We start from the raw sequence: 18650 nt of genomic DNA, 5'->3' as shown, positions 1-18650 counted from the left end.
GAGTGTGCTGGCACCGACTGTAGGTGAGTGAACGCTGTGGCCGGTGACGGCACCGTTGCCTAGGCTGGTTTCGTGAGCGTCGCAGACAGCGATACCGCGGTGTCGTCCGGGGCCTTCCGGCGCCCGGCGGCATCGTTGCGCGCTCTGGTCACGGGATACGACGGCTATCGGCTGGCCGGTTTCGAGCCCGGCATCCACCTCGGTCTGCCGTCGCCCTGCCTGACAGTGATCGTGACGATCGACGAGCCGCTCGACATCGCCGCCCAGGCGACGCCCGAGCAGGCGCCCGGTCGTTACGACACTCTCGCCAGCGGCATCGCCACGGCACCGGTGACGATCCGGCACGACGGCAATCAGCACGGCGTCCAGTTGGCCCTCAGCCCGCTCGGCGCCCGGGCGCTGCTGGGGGTGCCCACCGCCGCCCTCGGCGCCTGGGTCGTCGGCCTCGAGGAACTGCTCGGTCCGGACGCGGGGGAACTGGCCGAGCGGCTGTCGCTCGAACCCGGCTGGGACGAACGGTTCGCGATCCTCGACGAGGTCCTGACGCGCCGCGCGGCGCCGGCGGAGATCGACCCGCACCTCACCCGCGCCTGGCATCTGCTCGTCGCCGGCGAGGGCCCCCGGGTCGGTGATGTCGCGCACGACGTCGGCTGGAGCCGAAGGCATCTGGTGAACAAGTTCGTCGCGGAGTACGGCGTGACGCCCAAGGACGTGGTGCGGTTGTCCCGTTTCCACCGCTCGCACCGGATGCTCGAGGGTGCCACCGGGGTGACGCTCGCCGACGTGTCCGCGGTGTGCGGGTATTACGACCAGGCCCACATGGCGCGGGACTGGCGCGACCTCGCGGGCGTCCCACCGTCGCGGTGGCGTGAGATCGACCCGTTCTCATTCGTCCAAGACCCCTACCACGACGACGGCGCAGAGTGATGACATGACTACTTCGACGCACACCACATATGTGTGGCCCACCCTCGTCTACCGCGACGCGCGGGCCGCGATCCGCTTCCTCGTCGACGCCTTCGGGTTCGCCGAGAACGCGGTGTACGGCGAGGGCGACCGGGTCGATCACGCCGAACTCGGCTGGCCGAAGGGCGGCGGGATCATGCTCGGCTCGCCCAGTGAGGACTCGGTCATCAGCGACCTGCCGCCCGGGACGGGCTCGGTGTACCTCGTCGTCGACGACCCCGACGCGCTCCACGAGCGCGCCGTGGCCGCCGGCGCCACGATCGTCCGCGGACTGCGCGACGAAGACTACGGATCGCGCGGCTTCACCTGCCGCGACCCCGAGGGCGTGTTCTGGAGTTTCGGCACCTACACCGGCGCGTAGGCCCGCCCGATCACGCTCCGTGCCCGGCCGGGACCTGCTCGCCGGGCTTCGGCGGAGGCGGCGGCGTGCCGTCCCCGAACGGCCTGCCGCCCAGCTGTTCACGCCCGTGTGGCTCGAGCCAGCCGGACAGGTCGGGACCCTTCGGCACGATCCGGGTGGGATTGATGTCGGTGTGCACGATGTAGTAGTGCTGCTTGATCTGGGTGAAGTCGATGGTGTCGCCGAACCCGGGTGTCTGGAAGAGATCGCGGGCGTAGCTCCACAGCACGGGCATCTCGTCGAGTTTGTTGCGATTGCACTTGAAGTGTCCGTGGTAGACGGCGTCGAACCGGGCCAGGGTGGTGAACAGACGCACGTCCGCCTCGGTGATCGTGTCTCCGACGAGGAACCTGCGGTCGGTGAGACGGTCCTCGAGCCAGTCGAGGCGGGCGAACAGGCGGTCGTACGCAGATTCGTACGCCTCCTGGGATCCGGCGAAACCGCACCGGTACACCCCGTTGTTGACATCGCGGAACACGAGATCGGCGACCTCGTCGATCTCCTCCCGGAGCGGCTCGGGGTAGAGGTCGGGAGCGCCCTCACGGTGGTGCTGCGTCCATTCCGAGGACAGATCCAGGGTGATCTGCGGGTAGTCGTTGGTGACCACCTGCCCGGTGGGGACGTCGACGATCGCGGGCACGGTGATGCCGCGGGAGTAGTCGGGGAAGCGTGCGAAGTACGCGTCCTGCAGGCGCGGGATCTTCAGCGCGGGATCGACGCCGCCCGGATCGAGATCGAAAGTCCAGCTGCGCTTGTCGTGGGTGGGGCCGCACAGTCCCATCGACAACACGTCCTCGAGCCCGAGCAGTCGCCGGACGATGATCGCGCGGTTGGCCCACGGGCACGCCCGGGCGGCGACGAGGCGGTACCGGCCGGGTTCGATGGGATAGCCGTCGCGGCCGTCGGCCGTGATACGGGTGGGGATGTAGTGGGTGTCGCGTGTGAACTCGGCGCCGGATTCGACGTTGGCGCTTTCCGTGCTGTGCGGTTCTGCCGTTCGGTCTGTCATAGTCGACTTTTCCCCGTCTTTCGATGTCGTCTCAGAGCGTACTTCGGGAGATCGTGACCGCGGCATAGCTGCCCAGTTCCCGGTACCCGGCGCGGGCGGCGAGCGCGCGAGCGGCCAGATTGTCGCGGGGTGACCGGCATTGGGCGATCAGGCCGCTGTCGAGCGCGTCGTCGGTGGCGATTCCGGCGACCGTGGCGCCCAGTCCGCGGCGCCGGAACGCCGGCGCCGTCAGCACGCCGACATCGGCGAGGAAGCCCTGGAACTCGGCGTACCCGGCGGAACTGACCGGTTGCTGCGCGTCGTCGAGAATCGTGAACCATCGGTCGCGGTCACCCAGATGGGCCTCCGTCACGTCGTCCGGGGGACACGCCTCTTCGACCTGCCGGACGTGGTCGTGTTCGTGGGAGACGAGCGGTGGCCGCCCAGTCGCCGGATCCTGGTAGTCGGTGCCGAACGCGAGCACCACGGGACCGGCGCACCGTCCGGACCGATCCTGGGTGAGGGCGAGCAGGGTCGCGGATTCGGTCAGTTCCTCCGACGTGTGCCCGTCGGCACGCTCGATCGCCCACCGCGGTCCGACGAGCGCGGACGTCTCGCCCAGGCGCAGGAATCGGATCGTGTCCGTGTCGTCGTCCACCCGGACGGCGCGGTCGTCGGCGCCGGGCCGGGTGGACAGTGCGTCGTCGGGCAATCCCAGTTCGCGTGACCAGGCGAGTCGAATGATGTCGAGGTGATGGGAGTCCACGGGACCCACGGTAACCGCTTGTTCCCCGTCGGCCCGGACGGTATATTCCACGTGGAGTATTCGACGTGGAGTAGTGGGAGGTGGTGACCGTGGCACTCACGCCGCTCGGTGTCACCATCCTCGGTCTGCTGTGTGAGCGCACGATGCATCCATACGAGATGTACCAACTCGCCGCCGCCCGGCGTGGACGCGTCGTGAAGATCCGGCCGGGGTCGCTGTATCACACGGTGAGCAGGCTCGAAGGTGAAGGACTGGTGCGCACCACCGGGACCGACCGGGCGGGGAACCGGCCCGAACGCACTATGTACGAGGTCACGGAGGCGGGCCGGGAAGCGCTCGTCCAACGGGTGAGTGACATGCTGGCCAGCCCGGTGCACGAGTACCCGCAGTTCCCCCTCGCGCTGGCGGAGGCGCACAACGTCGACGCACCCACCGTGGCAGAACTGCTCCGGGAACGGCTCGATCACCTCACCCGCGAGATCGACGAACTCGAGACCGCCGCCGCGCTCGCCTGTTCCACCGAGATCCCCAGGATCTTCCTCCTCGGCAACGAATTTCTCGTCACTGTCGCCCGCGCGGAGCACGAATGGCTCAGCGCCCTGGTGGCCGACATCGACTCCGGAGCCCTCCCGTGGCTTTCGCCGGAACTACTCGAACGACTGACACACTCACGCCGGATCCCATCCGGTTCAGTAAAGGATTGATGATGGACACCGAGCGCACCGCACCACCCACGTCGCCACCCGAGCACCGAAATCCCTGGCCGGCCCTGTGGGCCCTCGTCATCGGCTTCTTCATGATCCTCGTCGACAGCACCATCGTCGCGGTGGCCAACCCGGCGATCATGAACGACCTGCACACCGACATCAACAAGGTCGTCTGGGTCACCAGCGCCTACCTGCTGGCCTACGCGGTGCCGCTGCTGGTCACCGGCCGCCTCGGGGATCGGTTCGGTCCCAAGAACATCTACCTGATCGGGCTCGTCCTGTTCACCGGGGCGTCGCTGTGGTGCGGCCTGTCCGGCACCATCACCCTCCTCATCGTCGCCCGGGTGTTCCAGGGACTCGGCGCCGCACTGATGACGCCCCAGACGATGGCCGTCATCACCCGCACGTTCCCGCCGGACCGCCGCGGCACCGCGATGGGTCTGTGGGGCGCCGTCGCCGGTGTCGCCACCCTGGTGGGACCGCTCGCGGGCGGCGTGCTCGTGGACAACCTCGGCTGGCAGTGGATCTTCATCGTCAACGTGCCCGTCGGCGTGATCGCGTTCGTGCTGGCCTGGCGGCTTGTGCCCGCGCTCGAGACCCACGAACACAAGTTCGACATCCCCGGTGTCGTGCTCAGCGCGCTCGGCATGTTCTTCCTCGTGTTCGGAATACAGGAGGGCAGCTCCTACGACTGGTCGGCGACCGTCCTGGCGTCGATCGGCGCCGGCCTCGTTCTCCTCGGCGTCTTCGTCTGGTACCAGTCCTGGAACAAGAACGAGCCGCTCCTGCCGCTGGGCCTGTTCAAGGACCGCAACTTCTCGCTCGCCAACGTGGCGATCACCTCGATGGGGTTCGCGATCACCGCGATGGTCCTGCCGCTCATGTTCTACACGCAGGCGGTGCGTGGTCTGTCGCCCACGCGATCGGCCCTGCTACTCGTGCCCATGGCCGTCCTCACCGGCGTGTTCGCACCGTTCATCGGCAAGCTCGTGGACCGCACCCACCCGAGGTACATCGCGGGCGCCGGGTTCCTGCTGTTCTCGATCGCACTCGGCTGGCTGTCCATGGTCATGTCGCCCGACGTGGCGATCTGGGAACTGCTTCTGCCGATCGGACTGATCGGCCTCGCCAACGCGTGTATCTGGTCGCCGCTCGCGGCCACGGCAACCCACAACCTTCCGCCCCATCAGGCGGGCGCCGGAGCCGGCGTCTACAACACCACCCGACAGGTCGGCGCCGTCCTCGGCAGCGCCGCGATCGGCGCACTCATCACGGCCCGCCTGTCCGCCCAGGGTCTGAACGCCGACAGCCAGGAGGCCGGCGTCGGGGAGATGCCGGAGTTCGTGAAGGAACCGTTCGCGACGGCGATGTCGCAGTCGATCTGGCTGCCCGCCGCCGTCCTGCTGATCGGTTTCATCGCCTCGGTGTGTTTTGCGCGACCGTTGCGTGAGAAGCCCGGAGTCAGTGCGGGCGACGCAGCCAGTCGGGAAACATCACTGCAGGGTTGAGGTAGTCCGCGGGATCGAATGCCTGCTTGATCGTCCACATCGCGGTGATGTCCTCGCGGCTGAGGGCGAGGTCCAGGTAGTTGCGTTTGTGTGCGCCGACGCCGTGTTCGGAGGCGATGTTGCCGCCGTGATCGCGGATCAGTTCGGTGACCGGCCGGTACAGCACGGACTCGTCGGGGCAGCGCAGCACGTTGAGGTGGACGTTGCCGTCGGCGACGTGCCCGAACAGCACCGGAATCGCGTCGGGCGCCCGGCTCGTCACCATCGCGACCGCGTCGGCGACGAACGCGGCGAGGGTGTCCAGCGGGAGGGCGGCGTCGAACTTCAGCGGAGGTCCGAACAATCCGACCACCTCCGCGAACGCATCCCGCGCCGCCCACACCCGGGCGCGCCCTGCAGGATCGATCCCGACGGCGGGTTCGTCGTCGGGAGCACACTGCTCCAGCGCCTCGGCCAGCTCGTCGGTGAGGTCGCGCCGGCCGGCCAGTTCCACCAGGAGATACCACGGCAGACCCGTGGGAACGGCGAAACCCAGCCGCGAGGAGGCCAATTCGAGCCCGCGGCCGTCGAGCATCTCCACGGCGTCCACCCCGTCGAGCCGCCGGACGACGCGAGCCGCATCGATCAGGCCGGGCAGTTGCGCGAAGCCCGCGAGGGCGGTCACACGGAACTCCGGCACGGGGTGCAGCGCGAGATCGACGGTCGTGACCACACCGAGAGTGCCCTCGCTGCCAACCCACAGCGCCGGCAGGTCGTATCCGCAGTTCTCGGCGCCCACCCTCATGCTGCGCCGCACGATCGCCCCGTCGGGGAGCACCACTTCCAGGCCCAGCACCTGCGCGGACATGTGGCCGTACCGCACGGTGTGCAGCCCACCGGCATTGGTCGACACCATGCCGCCGATCGTCGCGGAATCGCGGGACGCGATGTCGACGCCGAACAGCAGTCCGGCGTCGGACGCGGCGCGCCGGAGCGTCGAGAGGGTTACCCCGGCGCCGACGGTGACACGCAGGTTCTCCCGGTCGACGCCGCCGATCGAGGTCAGCCGTTCCGTCGACAGCAGTACGTCGCCGTGCTCGGGAACCGTGCCCGCTTCGAGTCCGGTGCGGCCACCCTGCACGGTGACCTTCACGCCGGCTCGGCGGCAGATGCCCAGCACGGCCGAGACTTCCGCGGCGTCCGCGGGCCGGACGAGTGCGCTTGCACGCCCGCTGTAGCGCCCGGTGTGGTCGATCGCGCGGGCGGCGAGCACGTCTGCGTCCACGGTCACGAACCGTTCTCCGACGACGTCGGCCAGCGCCGCGCGCAGCGAGTCCACACCCCGATCGTAGGCGGAACAGGCGGCATGACTGAGCGTCTACGTAGTTCTCCTACTATCTGCCACCGATGTGGCGGGCGTTGGAGATGGACGTGTGTCACGGCTACCCGCATCACCGTGCGGTGCTGGGGGTTTGACCGTGTCCCACACCGACGCTTGTGGTGCAGGAACATGCTGTTTCGGAGTCACCCCCAACCGCGGTGTCACGGTGGGCAGGCTGCGGCGGACCCGGCGGTGCCGTGGCCGACGCGGGGTGGGACCGTTCTTGTCGCGGCACCTGCGCACCGGCGCGTGCTCGACCACCCGGACCGCGGGCAACTGCCCCCGCCGACGAGTGACCTTGCCTTTGCCGAGCAGTACGCGTTTGGCCAGGTTCACCCCCGCGACATGGTCGCGGTTGCCGCCGACCAGGCAGCCCGGACACCACGCGTCGTGGTAGCCGCCGGGGCGTGCGAGCTCTTCGTCGCAGCCCGGACACAGCGCGGAGGATCCTCGGGCGGGCACCGAGACCACCGCGATACCGACACCCGCGGCGGTGTGCGCGAGCGCGGCGACCGCTTGGCGGCGGGCCGACTGCGCGGCCCGATTGTTGTTGACCCGCCCGTGTCCGCGGCTCTCGAGGGTGCTGAGATCCTCCACCGCGATCACCTGCGCCTGGGCGTCGGCGGCGTAGTCGGTGACCTGGCGGGCGAAGTGGAACGCCAGTTCCCGGTTGATCTTTCGCCTCTTGATACCCACCGCCTCGCGATGCTCGTTCAGGACGACGATCTTCTCCTCCAGCGCGGCGCGGACCTCGGGTGGGGCGGCGGCGGCCAGTCGGGTCAACCGGGCCGCCTTGGCGTGCAGCAGCTGCCCCTCGGCCTGCAGGCGGGCCAGTTTGATCCCGAGGCCGCGGTCGTCGTAGGTCCAGCCCCGGTAATCCGAGGACAGCCCGTCCGGGTTGTCGGCGGCGATGGCGGCGGCACCCAGCGTGGACGGGGACCAGTCGACCCCGACCGCGACGGTGGCCGAGGCCAGGTCGCCTGCCGGGACGAGTTCGGTCGCGGCGCACCGCCACAACAGGCCCCGGCGGTCGCGGATCAGGGTCGGCAGGTGCCAGTCGGTGACCGTTCTGTCGTGCAGGTGCGCGGGGATGACGGCGGTCAGCCGCACCCACCGCCACTGCGCCCGCCCCGCCGGGGTTTCGCTGGTGGGCAGCTTCACCGTCAACACCAGTTCACGCTCTGTCACGGTGATCCCTGCGAGCTGCCGGTCGGCGGCCGACAGCTGGGCCATCGCGCTCGTCTGCGGCGGTTCCTGCAGGTCGGTGATCCGCAACCGGCCGGCCGGTGCCCCGCCACCGCGGCGGGCGCATGCGACGAGCTGACGTTGCACGCCCCGCGCAAAGCCCGACGGCACAGAGTCGCCCGACCCGGTCGGCGGTGCCACAGCAGTTCGAGACCGACGACCTCCGGGGCGCGGTACGCAGCTTCCTCGACGTCGGACCGGGCAAGGCGACGTACCGCGGACAGTAGGCGTCGGCGATCCGCTCCCCGCAACTGTGACGGGCGTCATATAGTCGTGGCAACGTCCCGGTCGCGCAGCAGTGTCGTCAGCGGAGGTGCAGATGCCGTCGTCCCTCGTCGAGTACCCGAGTAGTGGTCCCTTCTTCCACGACGACCGGGTGGTCCGTGGTCGCGACGGCCTGCTCCGGTACGGCGGGCTCAACCCGTCGCTCACCGAGCTGCTCGACATTTCCGTGCACCGCTACGCCGGCCGGGTCGCCGTCGAGGAGGACGGTGGCCGGTCGCTCACGTTCTCGCAACTGTGGACGTCCGCGGCGCGGGTGGCCGGCGGTCTGAAGTCGAAGGGCGTCGAGATCGGCGACCGCGTCGCCGTCCGGCAGCCCGTGGGGGTCCGCTGGGTCGAGGCGTTCCTCGGGGTGTTGCTCGCCGGCGGCGTGCCGGTCGGGGTGAGCCCGGCACTCGACGACGCGCAGACCGGTGAGGTGCTCGCCGACAGCGAGTCGGTGCTGATCCTCGACGGCGAACTGCCGGAGGGCATCTCGTTCATCGACGACGGCGCGAGCCCCGACGAGCTGGTGCTGCTGTCCTATACGCCCGGCCCCTCGGAGTCCCCGAAGGGGGTGGAGTTGAGCAACGAGAACGTCCTCTCGACCATCGAATCCGTGCTCCACGCGCGCGGGTTCAGTTCCGAGGGGCTGCGGAATCTCCTCGTCGAACCCGAACTGCACACCGTGGGCTCGCTCGTCGAACTGCTCTCGACGCTGGTGGTGGGCGGAACGGTCCTGTTGACCGGGAGCACCGACGCGGCGTCGTGGCGCGGCACCGGCGCCGACGTGCTCACCGCGGCGCCCGCCGTCCTCCTGAGGGCCGTGGAGACCTCGCGGGTGACGAGTTTCGGCCGGCGCGCGGTGCGCTGGATCGACTACAGCGGTTCCGGTCTGTCGCTGGAGCAGTCGCAACGCCTCCGCCGGACGTTCCCCGCGGCCCGGCACTTTCTCGGGTGGGGAATGACCGAGACGTGCGGGGCCGGGCTGGCGCTGCCCGACGAGTGCGCTCTGACACACGCGGGCAGTGTGGGCGTCGCGTTCGGTGGGATGGAGGTGGCCCTCCTCGGACCCGACGCCGGCCGCGGTGTCGGCGAATTGCTGTGCCGCGGTCCGGGAGTCAGCCGCGGCTACTGGAACCGTCCCGAGGTCACCGCGAAGAGCTTCACGGGTGGCTGGTTTCACACCGGCGACACCGCGAATATCGACGGCGAGGGCTTCGTCCGTATCGTCGACCGCGACACCGCTGCCTAGGTGGTGCGAAAGGCAGGTATCCACCCGTGAGCTCTCCCGTCGCCGAGCTGCACATGCACATCGAGGGGTCCCTCGAACCCGAGCTGATCTTCGCGCTGGCCGAACGGAATTCCGTGCAGCTGCCGTACGCGGACCTCGACGATCTCCGCTCGCGGTACGAGTTCACCGATCTGCAGTCGTTCCTCGACCTGTACTTCGCAAACATGCAGGTGCTGCGGACGGCGCAGGACTTCGCGGACCTCACCCGCGCCTACTTCGCGCGGGCGTCGGCGGGCGGCGTCGCGCACGTGGAGTTCTTCTTCAACCCGCAGGCCCACGTCAATCGTGGTGTCCCGCTGCACGAGGTGCTCGACGGGATCATGGACGCGGTGGGAACCAGTGAGCGGGAGTTCGGCCTCAGCAGCGCCGCGATCGCCGCGATCCTGCGGGACCGTCCCGTGCACGAGGCGGAGGAAGTGTTCTCCGAGATCATCCGGTTGCAGACGCCGATCGTCGGGCTCGGGCTGGACTCGGCCGAGGTGGGTAACCCGCCGTCGCTGTTCGAGGACGTGTTCGCCCGCGCCCGGTCGGAGGGGCTGCACGTGGTCGCCCACGCAGGCGAGGAAGGCCCGCCGGAGTACATCTGGCAGGCGCTCGATCTCCTCGGCGCAGAGCGCATCGACCACGGGGTGCGGGCGCTCGAGGACCCGGCGCTCGTGGCGCGTCTGGTGGACGAGGAAGTGCCGCTGACCGTGTGCCCGCTGTCGAACGTGCGATTGTGCGTCGTCGACTCGCTGTCCGAGCACCCGCTGCGGACCATGCTGGAGGCGGGTCTGCTCGTCACCGTGAACTCCGACGACCCCGCGTACTTCGGCGGGTACGTCGACGACAACTTCGCCCAGCTGCGGGATCAGCTCGGCCTCACCGATGCCGAGCGGGAAACATTGGCGCGCAACTCGATCACGGCGTCGTTCGCGAGCGACGCGCGCAAGGCACAACTGCTCCGCGGCTGACGGTTCCGGCCGTCAGTCGATCAACCCCGTGTCGCCGAGACTCGCGACGACGGCCAGGACGTCGCGGTCGCGGCCGTACGGGCCGACCAGGCAGAGGCCGACGGGAACTCCGTCGTCGGTGCGCAACGGCACGGTCGCGTTGGGCAGTCCGGAGATGGTCGCGAGGCACGTGAGCATGCCGGTGGCGCGCATCGTGTTCCGGAACCGGTCCCCGTTGGGGTAGCTCGTCCGCTCGGGGGCCGTGGAGGAGGTCGCCGGCAGCAGGAGCAGGCTGTCGCCTACATACGCGGTGATCGTCTGCGACGCCTCGGCGAGCATGATCAGTTTCCGGCCGTACGTGGATTCCCAGATGCGGCTCGCGTCGGCGAAATTGCGGCCGGGTTCGTCGCCGAGTGATGTCATCGCCCCGCTCACCCAGTCGCCGTGCAGTCGCCACGCCTCGTAGCCCTGCACGGAGACGACGGCGTCGTACCAGTCGGGAAGCCGGCCGATGTCCGTGTCGGTCCACGTCAGCCGGGGGAGGGAACTCTTCTCCCACGCGGTGAGGGCGCGCCGCACCGCACCGAGCGCCCCCGCCTCGGCGACGGCGTTGATGCCGTCCGAGGTGAGCGCGCTGCGGAACGGGGTCTCCGCCGTGAGCGGGAGGAGCGCGCCGGAGACCGCGACGAGGGTGTCGAGGTCGCCGCAGACCCACGCCGGCGTGTCGAATGTGGGGGACAGCGGGAACAGCCCGTCGGTGGAGACGGCACCCCGGGACGGTGCGAAGCCGTACAGGCCCTGATACGAGGCGGGGATGCGGACGGAACCGGTGGTGTCGACACCCAATCCGATGTCGGCGGCGCCCTGCGCGACCGCACTCGCGGCGCCCGAGGTCGCCCCGCCGGGCAGACGGTCCTCGGCGCGGGGGTTGGGCGGCGTCCCGAACTGCTGGTTGATGCCGGAGTGCCCGTACCCGAGGTCGTCGGTCTGCGCCAGGCCGACGACGCGGGCGCCCTGACCGACGAGGCGCGCCACCACTGCGGCGGTACCAGTTTCGGTGGGTGCCTCGGCGAGCCGCCGTCCGCTGCCCGCACCGATCTGCTGTCCCGCAACGGCGTACAGGTCGGTGACGGCGAGTCGCATGCCGGCGAGGGGCCCGTCACCGGTCGGCGCGACCAGCGGATCCCCCTGCACGCGCCACGTCGCCTTGTCGACGGGCACGAACTCGGACACCGCTGCACCGCCTGGAGCGGACAGGCCGTCGGGAAGCGGCGGAACCTCCGGATTGTGCAGGCGTTCCCCGCACGCGCCGAGCGTCACGGCGCCGAGCGCCGCCGCGCCGGAGGTGCCCGCGACACGAAGGAAGTCGCGACGGTCGAAAGATCGACTGGGGGCCACCCAGCCCACGTTAGCGACCGAGGACCTGCTGGAGGTACGCGTTGCCGAACATTCGCTCGGGATCGTACTTGTCACGCACGGCGACGAACTCGTCGAAGTTCGGATACGCGGGCCGCAAGTCCTCGGCGGTGCGGCCGTGCATCTTGCCCCAGTGCGGTCGCCCGTCCACTTCCCGGGCGATGGCCTCGACCGCGGAGAAGTACGGCTCGTGATCGCGGCGGTGGTACTGGTGCACCGCGATGTACGCCGTGTCCCGTCCGTTCGCCGTCGACAGCCATACGTCGTCGCCCGCGGCGAAGCGGACCTCGACGGGGAACGCGACCGTGAAACCGGACTTCTCCACCCACGAGTCGATCGCCGCGAGCGTGTCGGGAAGCGCCTCGGTGGGAACCGCGTATTCCATCTCGCGGAACTTGACCCGGCGCTCCGACGCGAAGACGCGGTAGCTGCGGTCGGTGAACTCGCGCGCACTCAGCATGCGGGACGACAGCCGGTTGATCTTCGGAATCGTCGACGGCGCAAGGCCGGCGACCCTGTTGATGCCCTCGAACAGGACGTTCGCGAGCAGTTCGTCGTCGACGTAGGCGCGGATCGGGTGGAGGGGAGAGACCGCGGTGTCGCCGGGTCGCCGGGTGTTGCGTTTCGTCAGGACGCGGCGGGTGTGGGGGAACCAGTAGAACTCGAAGTGGTCGATCGTGGTGCGGTCGTGATCGAGCAGGTCGAGGGTGGCGTCCAGTGACTCGGGCTTCTCGATTGCGTGCATCACGTAGTTCGGCACGCACTGGATCGTGACCTTCGAGATGATGCCCACGGCGCCGAGCCCCAGGCGTGCCGCCTCGAACAGTTCGGGGTTCTCGGTAGGGGAGCAGTCGGCCACCGAGCCGTCCGCCAGCACCATCTGCAGGGCGCGGACCTGAGTGGCGAGACCTCCGAAACGCGCTCCGGTGCCGTGGGTTCCGGTAGACAGCGCACCGGCGATGGACTGCACGTCGATGTCGCCCAGGTTGATCATGGCCAGGCCACGGTGCCAGAGTTGCTCACTCAGATCGTGCAGCCGCGTGCCGGCGAGGACCGTGACGAGGGCGCCCGCCGGTTCGTCGAGGGTGACGGATTCGATCCCGGTGAGGGCGTCGAGGCTGACGAGGATCCCGTCGGTGACGGCGACCCCGGTGAAGGAGTGACCCGACCCCACGGCCTTGACCCGCTGCCCCTGCTCCGCGGCACCGCAGACGAGCGCGCTGAGTTCCTCCACCGAGCGTGGAGTCGCGAAGCGCAGCGGGTTCGCCGTCTCGGTGCCCGCCCAGTTGCGCCATGTGTCCTGTGCCATTCGCCCATCATGAACCTGGACGCTCGTCCAGGCAAATGGCGAGTTGGTCGGGCGTCCGTGTTGGTCACGGGCGAGGCCCCCGCAGGTTCTACCATCAGAGGATGCTGAACAGGCTTCCTGCGGATGAACGTCGTGCCCAACTCGTCGAGTCGGCGCTGGCCATCGCGGAGCAGCGCGGCGTCGCGTCGGTCACGGTGCGTGCCGTGGCGGAGGAGGCGGGCGTCTCGCTCGGTGTGGTGCACTACTGCTTCGAGAGCAAGGAGGAGCTCCTCGCGGCGATGGGTGAGAGCCTGGTTCTGCAGCTCAGCGCGTCGATGCGGCTGGCATTCGGTCAGGTGCGGCACGCGCCGGATCTGCGCGGGATCGACGGTCTGCGCGAACTTCTCCACATCGGGATCAGTGGAATGTGGCCGATCATCGAGGCCACCCCGGACCGCCAGTTACTGACGTACGAGATCACCGCGCAGGCGTTGCGGCACCGGGCGTCGGGGAGCGAGCGGGCAGGCGACATCGCTGGTCAGCAGTACCGGACCATGGACGAGGAAGCGATCGAGTTCCTCGCCGAGTGCGCCCGCATCGCCGGAGTCGGCTGGGGCACCCCGGTTGAGGCGATCGCGCGGTTCGGGCTGGCCATCCTCGACGGGCTCGTGCTGCGGTGGCTGGTGGACCGCGACAGCGAGGCGATGATCGCGGCGCTGGACGACATGGTGCGAGTGATCGCGTCGAAGGCGGTCGAGCAGGCCTGAGCGGGCCCGATTCGATCTGGACAATCGTCCAACTCGATGGTTGACTGGCGTCGCAGATCGATGCAAAACGATTGGACGAACTGTGACGCCCACGCTCGACCGTCTCATCGCCTCGACGACCGAGGTCGACCCGCCGTTGGCCGCGCTCGACCTCACCACGCTGCGCGCCAACGCCGCCGACCTGGTGCTGCGCGCGGGCGGCACCCCCGTCCGCGTCGCCAGCAAATCCGTCCGCTGCCGCGCGGTACTCCAGGTCGCCCTAGGGGAGAATCTCACCGGGGCCGGCGGGTTCCGCGGGATCATGGCGTATTCGCTTCGCGAGGCGATCTGGCTCGCCCGGCACGGCGCGAACGACGTCCTCATGGGCTACCCGACGGCCGACCGCGGGGCCCTCGCCGAACTCGCGGCCGACCCCGAACTGCTGAACCAGATCACGTTGATGGTCGACGGCGATGACCACCTCGACTTCGTTCTCGCCGCGGCCGGCACCACGTCGCTCCGGGCCCGGCTGTGCATCGACGTGGACGCCTCGCTGCGACTCGGACCCGTCCACATCGGGGTCCGGCGTTCCCCGCTCCGCGAACCGTCCGCCGTCGCCGCGTTCGCGACGCGCGCCGCGGGGCGGGGATTCGCCGTCGTGGGCGTCATGTTCTACGAAGCGCAGATCGCGGGGCTACCCGACTCGAGCCCGCCGATCGGCTGGATGAAGCGGGCGTCCGCGAAAGAGCTCGCGACCCGGCGCGGTGCCGTGGTGAACGCCGTCCAGTCAGAGGTCGGGGTGCTCGAGATCGTCAACAGCGGGGGCACCGGCTCGCTCGAGGTGAGCTCCGCGGACCCGGTCGTCACGGAGGTGACGGCGGGTTCGGGCCTGTACGTTCCGACGCTCTTCGACAGGTACCGCGCGTTCCGTCCGCACCCGTCGCTGTACTTCGCCCTGTCGGCGGTCCGGCGACCGGCTCCCGGCATCGCGACGCTGTTCGGCGGCGGCTACATCGCCTCCGGTCCCGCCGGGGGCAGTCGCGTGCCCAAGCCGGCGTGGCCGCTCGGGCTGAAGCTATTACGCAACGAAGGTGCCGGTGAGGTCCAGACCCCGGTGACCGGAAAGGCGGCAGCGGATCTCGGCATCGGCGACCGGGTGTGGTTCCGGCACGCGAAGGCCGGCGAACTGTGCGAGCGGTTCACCGAGGTGCACCTCGTCGAGTCGGACGGCTCCCGCACCGTGGTGCCCACCTACCGCGGCGAAGGTCAGTGCTTCGGCTGACCGGTGAGCCGCATGAAGGCGCCCAGCTCGGTCAGACCTTCCGGGGTGCTCGGCATGTACTGCGTCAACGATTCCGACCGGATAATGATCGCAGCCCACTTGCCGCGGGATACCGCCACGTTCATCCGGTTCCGCGACAGCAGGAACGACATGCCGCGCGGCACGTCCTCGATCGCCGACGCTGTCATCGACACGATGGCGACGGCCGCCTCCCGCCCCTGGAACTTGTCGACCGTGCCCACCTCGACCTTGTCGAGGCCGACCGCGGCCAGATCGCGTTCGATCGACCCGACCTGAGCGTTGTACGGCGCGACGACCAGGATGTCGGACTCGTCGAGTGGGCGGGTGCCCTCGAACTCGCTGGGGTCGGTCCAGCCGGAACCGAGCAGCTTGGTGATCCGGTTGACCACTTCCCGCGATTCCTCAGGGGATCGGGTGGCGTTGCCCTGGTGGTCGACGAAGACGGTATGCACACCCGGTTCCATGCCGTCGAGTCGTCGTGCGGCACTGGCCGATTCCTGCGAACGCAGCTTGCCCTCGTAGGACAGTGTGGACACGGGTGCGCACAGTTCCGGGTGCATGCGCCACGTGCGTTCGAGGAAATAGCCCCGGCTCGCGGGCAGCGCCCCGTGCCCCTCGGCGAGCCATCCGAGGGCAGACGCGTCCACCGGTTCCGGGTGGGTGCCCTGGCTGACCTGCGGAAGCTGCTGAGGGTCGCCGAGAAGTAGGAGGTTGCGGGCCGCTCCGCCCACCGCGATGGTGTTGGCGAGAGCGAACTGCCCGGCCTCGTCGATGACCAGCAGGTCGAGGCTGCCGGGCGGCACGCGGTCGGTGTTTGCGAAATCCCAGGCGGTCCCGCCGATCACGCAGCCCGTGCCCTCGGCCTCGGCGATGAAGCCGGGGTAGTCGTTGGAGCTGATGTCGGTCCACGTCGCGGCGCGGTGCCGCCCGTCCTTCTTCGCGACGAGTTCGGCGGGGAGCCCGGCCTTCACGACACCGCCGAGCATGTTCTCGATCACCGAATGCGACTGCGCGACCACGCCGATCCGCCAGTGGTGCCGCTCGACGAGCGCCTTGATCACCCGGGCCCCGGTGTACGTCTTGCCGGTGCCGGGAGGCCCCTGCACCGCGACGTACGAGTCATCGAGGTCGAGCAGTGCCGCGGTGATCGCGCCCGCGTAGTCCGTGCCGTCGACGGGTGGGAGCGGGTTCCCGCTCCGCGTGCGCGGGTCGGACCGCCGTAGAATGTCCACCGGCGCGCACAGCGGGAGCTCCGGTAGCGGCGAGCACATGTCGTCCGCGGCCACCGCGATGGACGATTCGATGCGGTCGGTGGTGATCGGGGGACCGGGAGTGATCGCTGTCGGAAGTTGCACGTACTCCTCGCCGTTCAGGAGTTCCTCGACGATCACCACGTCGCGGCGCCGGCCGTCCTTCCCGACGTCGAGAACGTTGACCGTGCACGTTCCCCGCTGCTGCGGATTGTCGCCCGCGACCGCCTCGGGTGCGGGAGTGTCGTAGAGCGCGTACATCGTGGTCTTGGGCCCCACCGTGCTCCCGGTGCCGAAACGGCCGGTGAGCTGGAGGCGCCGGCGCAGCTTGCGCTGCCGCGGGCTGCTCTTGTGCCAGTTCTCCTCGACGACCGCGGACGACACCACCAGCACGTCCCGGATGTCCGACAATTCGTCGTGCGGCACGACCAGCCGATCGAAGTGCGCCCACCAGAACGGTTTCCGCTCGCGGCGGTGATAACCGACCGCCGCCGCCATGAGCGCGGCGGCCTGCTGGTCGTGTCCCCGGTGCTCGCTCGGTCCGTGCCCGGCGAACTCGCGCAATGCCGCCTCCGCGGGGGTGCACTCCTCGGTCACCGGGGTGGGCCCGTCGCCGGGTGGCCGGAGGGCGATGCCGTGCGTCTCCGCCTGCCCGATCAGCCAGTCGCGCAGCCGCAGCGTGGAATCGCAGTCGTACTCGTTGTAGTCGGCGATGCCCTGCAGCAGCGCTCGTGCCTCGTCGTCGCGGCTGTTGTCGCGGTGATCGCAGTAGTCGGCGTAGGCGACCACCGACGCGGCGGCGTTCGTGACGTCGCCGTCACGCGGCTGCTCCGGCATGTACAGCGGTTCGAGTTTCTTGATGCTGTAGGACCGTTCGCCGATGCGCAGGCACCCGCGCACCACCGGATACAGATCGACGAGGACGTTGTCGCGCAGCAGGGTGTCGACGGTCTCCTCGCCGACGCCGTGCCGTCCCGCCAGCCGCAGCAGCGCCGACTTCTCGTACGCGGCGTAGTGGTAGATGTGCATGTTCGGGTACTGCTGACGACGCGCTGTCACGTAGTCGAGGAAGTCGACGAGTGCCTGCCGTTCCTCGGCGCGGTCGTGTGCCCAGAACGGCCGGAAGACGGCGGCGTCGGCGGGACCCTCGACCACACCGAAGAGGTATTCGAGACCCCAGTCCGTGGAACCGTTCTCGGCCCAGAGCGGGTCTCCCTCGAAGTCGAAGAAGATGTCGCCGTCGTCCGGTTCCGGCAGCCCGCCCAGAGCCTGCGGGGCGTACACCTGGAACTCGGGGGTCCCCGAGGACTCCTGCCGCAACTGCAGGGCGGCCTGCGCACGAAGCGATTCCAGGGTGCGCTCGGGCAGGCCCTCGACGCTGCCCGCATGCGCGGCGAGGGCGTCGAGAGTGCCGATCCCGGCCGCGATCAGCCGGCTCCGCTGCGTCGAGCGCATTCCGGCCACCAGCAGGAGGTCGCGGTGTTGCTCCACCTCCGGGGTGCACGTGTCGCACCGGCCGCACGCCGTGTACCGGGGGTCGCCCCATTCCGCGAGCAACTGCTCGTCGCGGTGCTCGTCCAGAATTCGTTCGAGCGAGGAGCGTCGCGCGGAGTACACGGGAATGATGTCGCCGAGCGAGTGCGCCGAGTCGCTGTCGTCGCCGAGCAGCAGGTGGACGTCCGGAGACGTCGGGATCCCGTTGCCGGCCAGCGCTTCCGCGTACGCGGCGAGCTGCAGCAGGGCCGACACCTTCGCGTGCCGTGACAGTTTGGTGTCGTAGACGGCATACGTGTCGCCGTCGCGGACGAGGAAATCGCAGAAACCCAGGAATCGGCCGTCGAAGAACGTCCCCTGGTACACGACGTCGGCGCCGCCGCGGATCGCTTCCACGGTGGCCAGGTTCGCCTCGAACAGACCCACCGCGGTGTATTCGGGACGGTCCATCGTGACCACCCCGTCGCCGTACTCGGCGCGGAACTGCTCGAGCCGGCGATGTTCGTGAGCATCGCCCAGGCTCGACGTCCGTCGCAGCATCGGATCGTCGTCGACAGACGTGGCGGAACCGGCCCCGGCGAGCCCGAGCGTGGCGTCCAACCGGCGCAGCAACGCGAACTCGCAGGTGGCGGCCGCGGAGAGGTCGCTGGCGCTGTAGACGATGGTGTCGTCGAGGAGGAACACAGCTACGTCCCCAGTTCTGCCGGTGAGTTCACCCGGCCGATT

The 18650-nt window shown here is 69.5% G+C and carries 14 protein-coding genes and 1 pseudogene; 8 read left to right on the top strand and 7 right to left on the bottom strand.

Going from position 1 to position 18650, the window contains the following annotated elements; all coding sequences use genetic code 11:
• The first annotated feature begins 72 nt into the window (after positions 1 to 72).
• Together ACFWAY_RS12920 and ACFWAY_RS12915 are read left to right on the top strand one after the other, a co-directional pair.
• Positions 73 to 927 carry a helix-turn-helix domain-containing protein gene (locus ACFWAY_RS12920; RefSeq protein WP_378510868.1) on the top strand — a complete coding sequence of 285 codons (855 nt, stop codon included), beginning with the start codon at positions 73 to 75 and terminating at the stop codon, positions 925 to 927.
• A 4-nt stretch (positions 928 to 931) separates the two neighbouring features.
• Positions 932 to 1327 carry a VOC family protein gene (locus ACFWAY_RS12915; protein ID WP_378455209.1) on the top strand — a complete coding sequence of 132 codons (396 nt, stop codon included), beginning with the start codon at positions 932 to 934 and terminating at the stop codon, positions 1325 to 1327.
• Between the two features lie 10 nt (positions 1328 to 1337).
• On the opposite strand, the gene ACFWAY_RS12910 is transcribed toward ACFWAY_RS12915, so the two are convergent.
• Both ACFWAY_RS12910 and ACFWAY_RS12905 read right to left on the bottom strand, forming a co-directional pair.
• Complete coding sequence (locus ACFWAY_RS12910; protein ID WP_378510867.1) at positions 1338 to 2375, bottom strand: glutathione S-transferase family protein; 1038 nt, start codon at positions 2373 to 2375, stop codon at positions 1338 to 1340.
• A gap of 31 nt (positions 2376 to 2406) precedes the next feature.
• A complete protein-coding gene (locus ACFWAY_RS12905; RefSeq protein ID WP_378455281.1) occupies positions 2407 to 3129 on the bottom strand; it encodes a GNAT family N-acetyltransferase in 723 nt (240 codons plus the stop codon).
• A 71-nt stretch (positions 3130 to 3200) separates the two neighbouring features.
• Between ACFWAY_RS12905 and ACFWAY_RS12900 the strand changes: the two genes are divergently transcribed.
• Together ACFWAY_RS12900 and ACFWAY_RS12895 are read left to right on the top strand one after the other, a co-directional pair.
• Positions 3201 to 3824, top strand: a complete 624-nt coding sequence (locus ACFWAY_RS12900) for a PadR family transcriptional regulator (protein WP_378455211.1) — start codon at positions 3201 to 3203, stop codon at positions 3822 to 3824.
• 2 nt (positions 3825 to 3826) lie between these two features.
• Positions 3827 to 5335, top strand: coding sequence for an MFS transporter (locus tag ACFWAY_RS12895; RefSeq protein WP_378510866.1), 1509 nt, complete (start codon positions 3827 to 3829; stop codon positions 5333 to 5335).
• Here the strand turns inward: ACFWAY_RS12895 and ACFWAY_RS12890 are convergent.
• Positions 5289 to 6653, bottom strand: a complete 1365-nt coding sequence (locus ACFWAY_RS12890) for an FAD-binding oxidoreductase (RefSeq protein WP_378455212.1) — start codon at positions 6651 to 6653, stop codon at positions 5289 to 5291. The two genes, ACFWAY_RS12895 and ACFWAY_RS12890, sit on opposite strands and share 47 nt — an antisense overlap.
• 39 nt (positions 6654 to 6692) lie before the next feature.
• Positions 6693 to 8081 (bottom strand): annotated as a pseudogene (locus ACFWAY_RS12885) (zinc ribbon domain-containing protein); the annotation flags it as partial.
• A 178-nt stretch (positions 8082 to 8259) separates the two neighbouring features.
• On the opposite strand from ACFWAY_RS12885, the gene ACFWAY_RS12880 reads away from it, so the two are divergent.
• Positions 8260 to 9456 carry a class I adenylate-forming enzyme family protein gene (locus ACFWAY_RS12880; protein ID WP_378510865.1) on the top strand — a complete coding sequence of 399 codons (1197 nt, stop codon included), beginning with the start codon at positions 8260 to 8262 and terminating at the stop codon, positions 9454 to 9456.
• A 26-nt stretch (positions 9457 to 9482) separates the two neighbouring features.
• Positions 9483 to 10448 carry an adenosine deaminase gene (locus ACFWAY_RS12875; RefSeq protein ID WP_378455215.1) on the top strand — a complete coding sequence of 322 codons (966 nt, stop codon included), beginning with the start codon at positions 9483 to 9485 and terminating at the stop codon, positions 10446 to 10448.
• 12 nt (positions 10449 to 10460) lie between these two features.
• On the opposite strand, the gene ACFWAY_RS12870 is transcribed toward ACFWAY_RS12875, so the two are convergent.
• Positions 10461 to 11825 carry an amidase family protein gene (locus tag ACFWAY_RS12870; RefSeq protein WP_378510864.1) on the bottom strand — a complete coding sequence of 455 codons (1365 nt, stop codon included), beginning with the start codon at positions 11823 to 11825 and terminating at the stop codon, positions 10461 to 10463.
• Between the two features lie 10 nt (positions 11826 to 11835).
• On the bottom strand, positions 11836 to 13152 hold the full coding sequence (locus tag ACFWAY_RS12865; RefSeq protein ID WP_378510863.1) for a D-arabinono-1,4-lactone oxidase: 1317 nt from the start codon (positions 13150 to 13152) through the stop codon (positions 11836 to 11838).
• A gap of 101 nt (positions 13153 to 13253) precedes the next feature.
• Here ACFWAY_RS12865 and ACFWAY_RS12860 point away from each other — a divergent pair, with 101 nt between their 5' ends.
• On the top strand, positions 13254 to 13898 hold the full coding sequence (locus tag ACFWAY_RS12860) for a TetR/AcrR family transcriptional regulator (RefSeq protein WP_378455218.1): 645 nt from the start codon (positions 13254 to 13256) through the stop codon (positions 13896 to 13898).
• Positions 13899 to 13980: 82 nt separating this feature from the next.
• Positions 13981 to 15159, top strand: a complete 1179-nt coding sequence (locus tag ACFWAY_RS12855) for an amino acid deaminase/aldolase (RefSeq protein WP_378510862.1) — start codon at positions 13981 to 13983, stop codon at positions 15157 to 15159.
• On the opposite strand, the gene ACFWAY_RS12850 is transcribed toward ACFWAY_RS12855, so the two are convergent.
• Positions 15144 to 18608 (bottom strand): TM0106 family RecB-like putative nuclease, encoded by a 3465-nt coding sequence (locus ACFWAY_RS12850; protein ID WP_378510861.1) that lies wholly within the window; start codon positions 18606 to 18608, stop codon positions 15144 to 15146. The two genes, ACFWAY_RS12855 and ACFWAY_RS12850, sit on opposite strands and share 16 nt — an antisense overlap.
• Between the last annotated feature and the right edge of the window lie 42 nt (positions 18609 to 18650).

It is taken from the genome of Rhodococcus sp. NPDC059968, assembly GCF_042738615.1.
Classification (GTDB): Bacteria; Actinomycetota; Actinomycetes; order Mycobacteriales; family Mycobacteriaceae; genus Rhodococcus_F.
This window is presented reverse-complemented; position numbering and strand designations above follow the sequence as displayed.

What these genes read in the sequence shown, in the direction of transcription:
- ACFWAY_RS12915 (WP_378455209.1), top strand. Translation starts at nt 932, where the DNA reads ATGACTACTTCGACGCACACCACATATGTGTGGCCCACCCTCGTCTAC.
- ACFWAY_RS12910 (WP_378510867.1), bottom strand. Translation starts at nt 2,375, where the DNA reads ATGACAGACCGAACGGCAGAACCGCACAGCACGGAAAGCGCCAACGTC.
- ACFWAY_RS12895 (WP_378510866.1), top strand. Translation starts at nt 3,827, where the DNA reads ATGGACACCGAGCGCACCGCACCACCCACGTCGCCACCCGAGCACCGA.
- ACFWAY_RS12880 (WP_378510865.1), top strand. Translation starts at nt 8,260, where the DNA reads ATGCCGTCGTCCCTCGTCGAGTACCCGAGTAGTGGTCCCTTCTTCCAC.
- ACFWAY_RS12865 (WP_378510863.1), bottom strand. Translation starts at nt 13,152, where the DNA reads ATGGCACAGGACACATGGCGCAACTGGGCGGGCACCGAGACGGCGAAC.
- ACFWAY_RS12860 (WP_378455218.1), top strand. Translation starts at nt 13,254, where the DNA reads ATGCTGAACAGGCTTCCTGCGGATGAACGTCGTGCCCAACTCGTCGAG.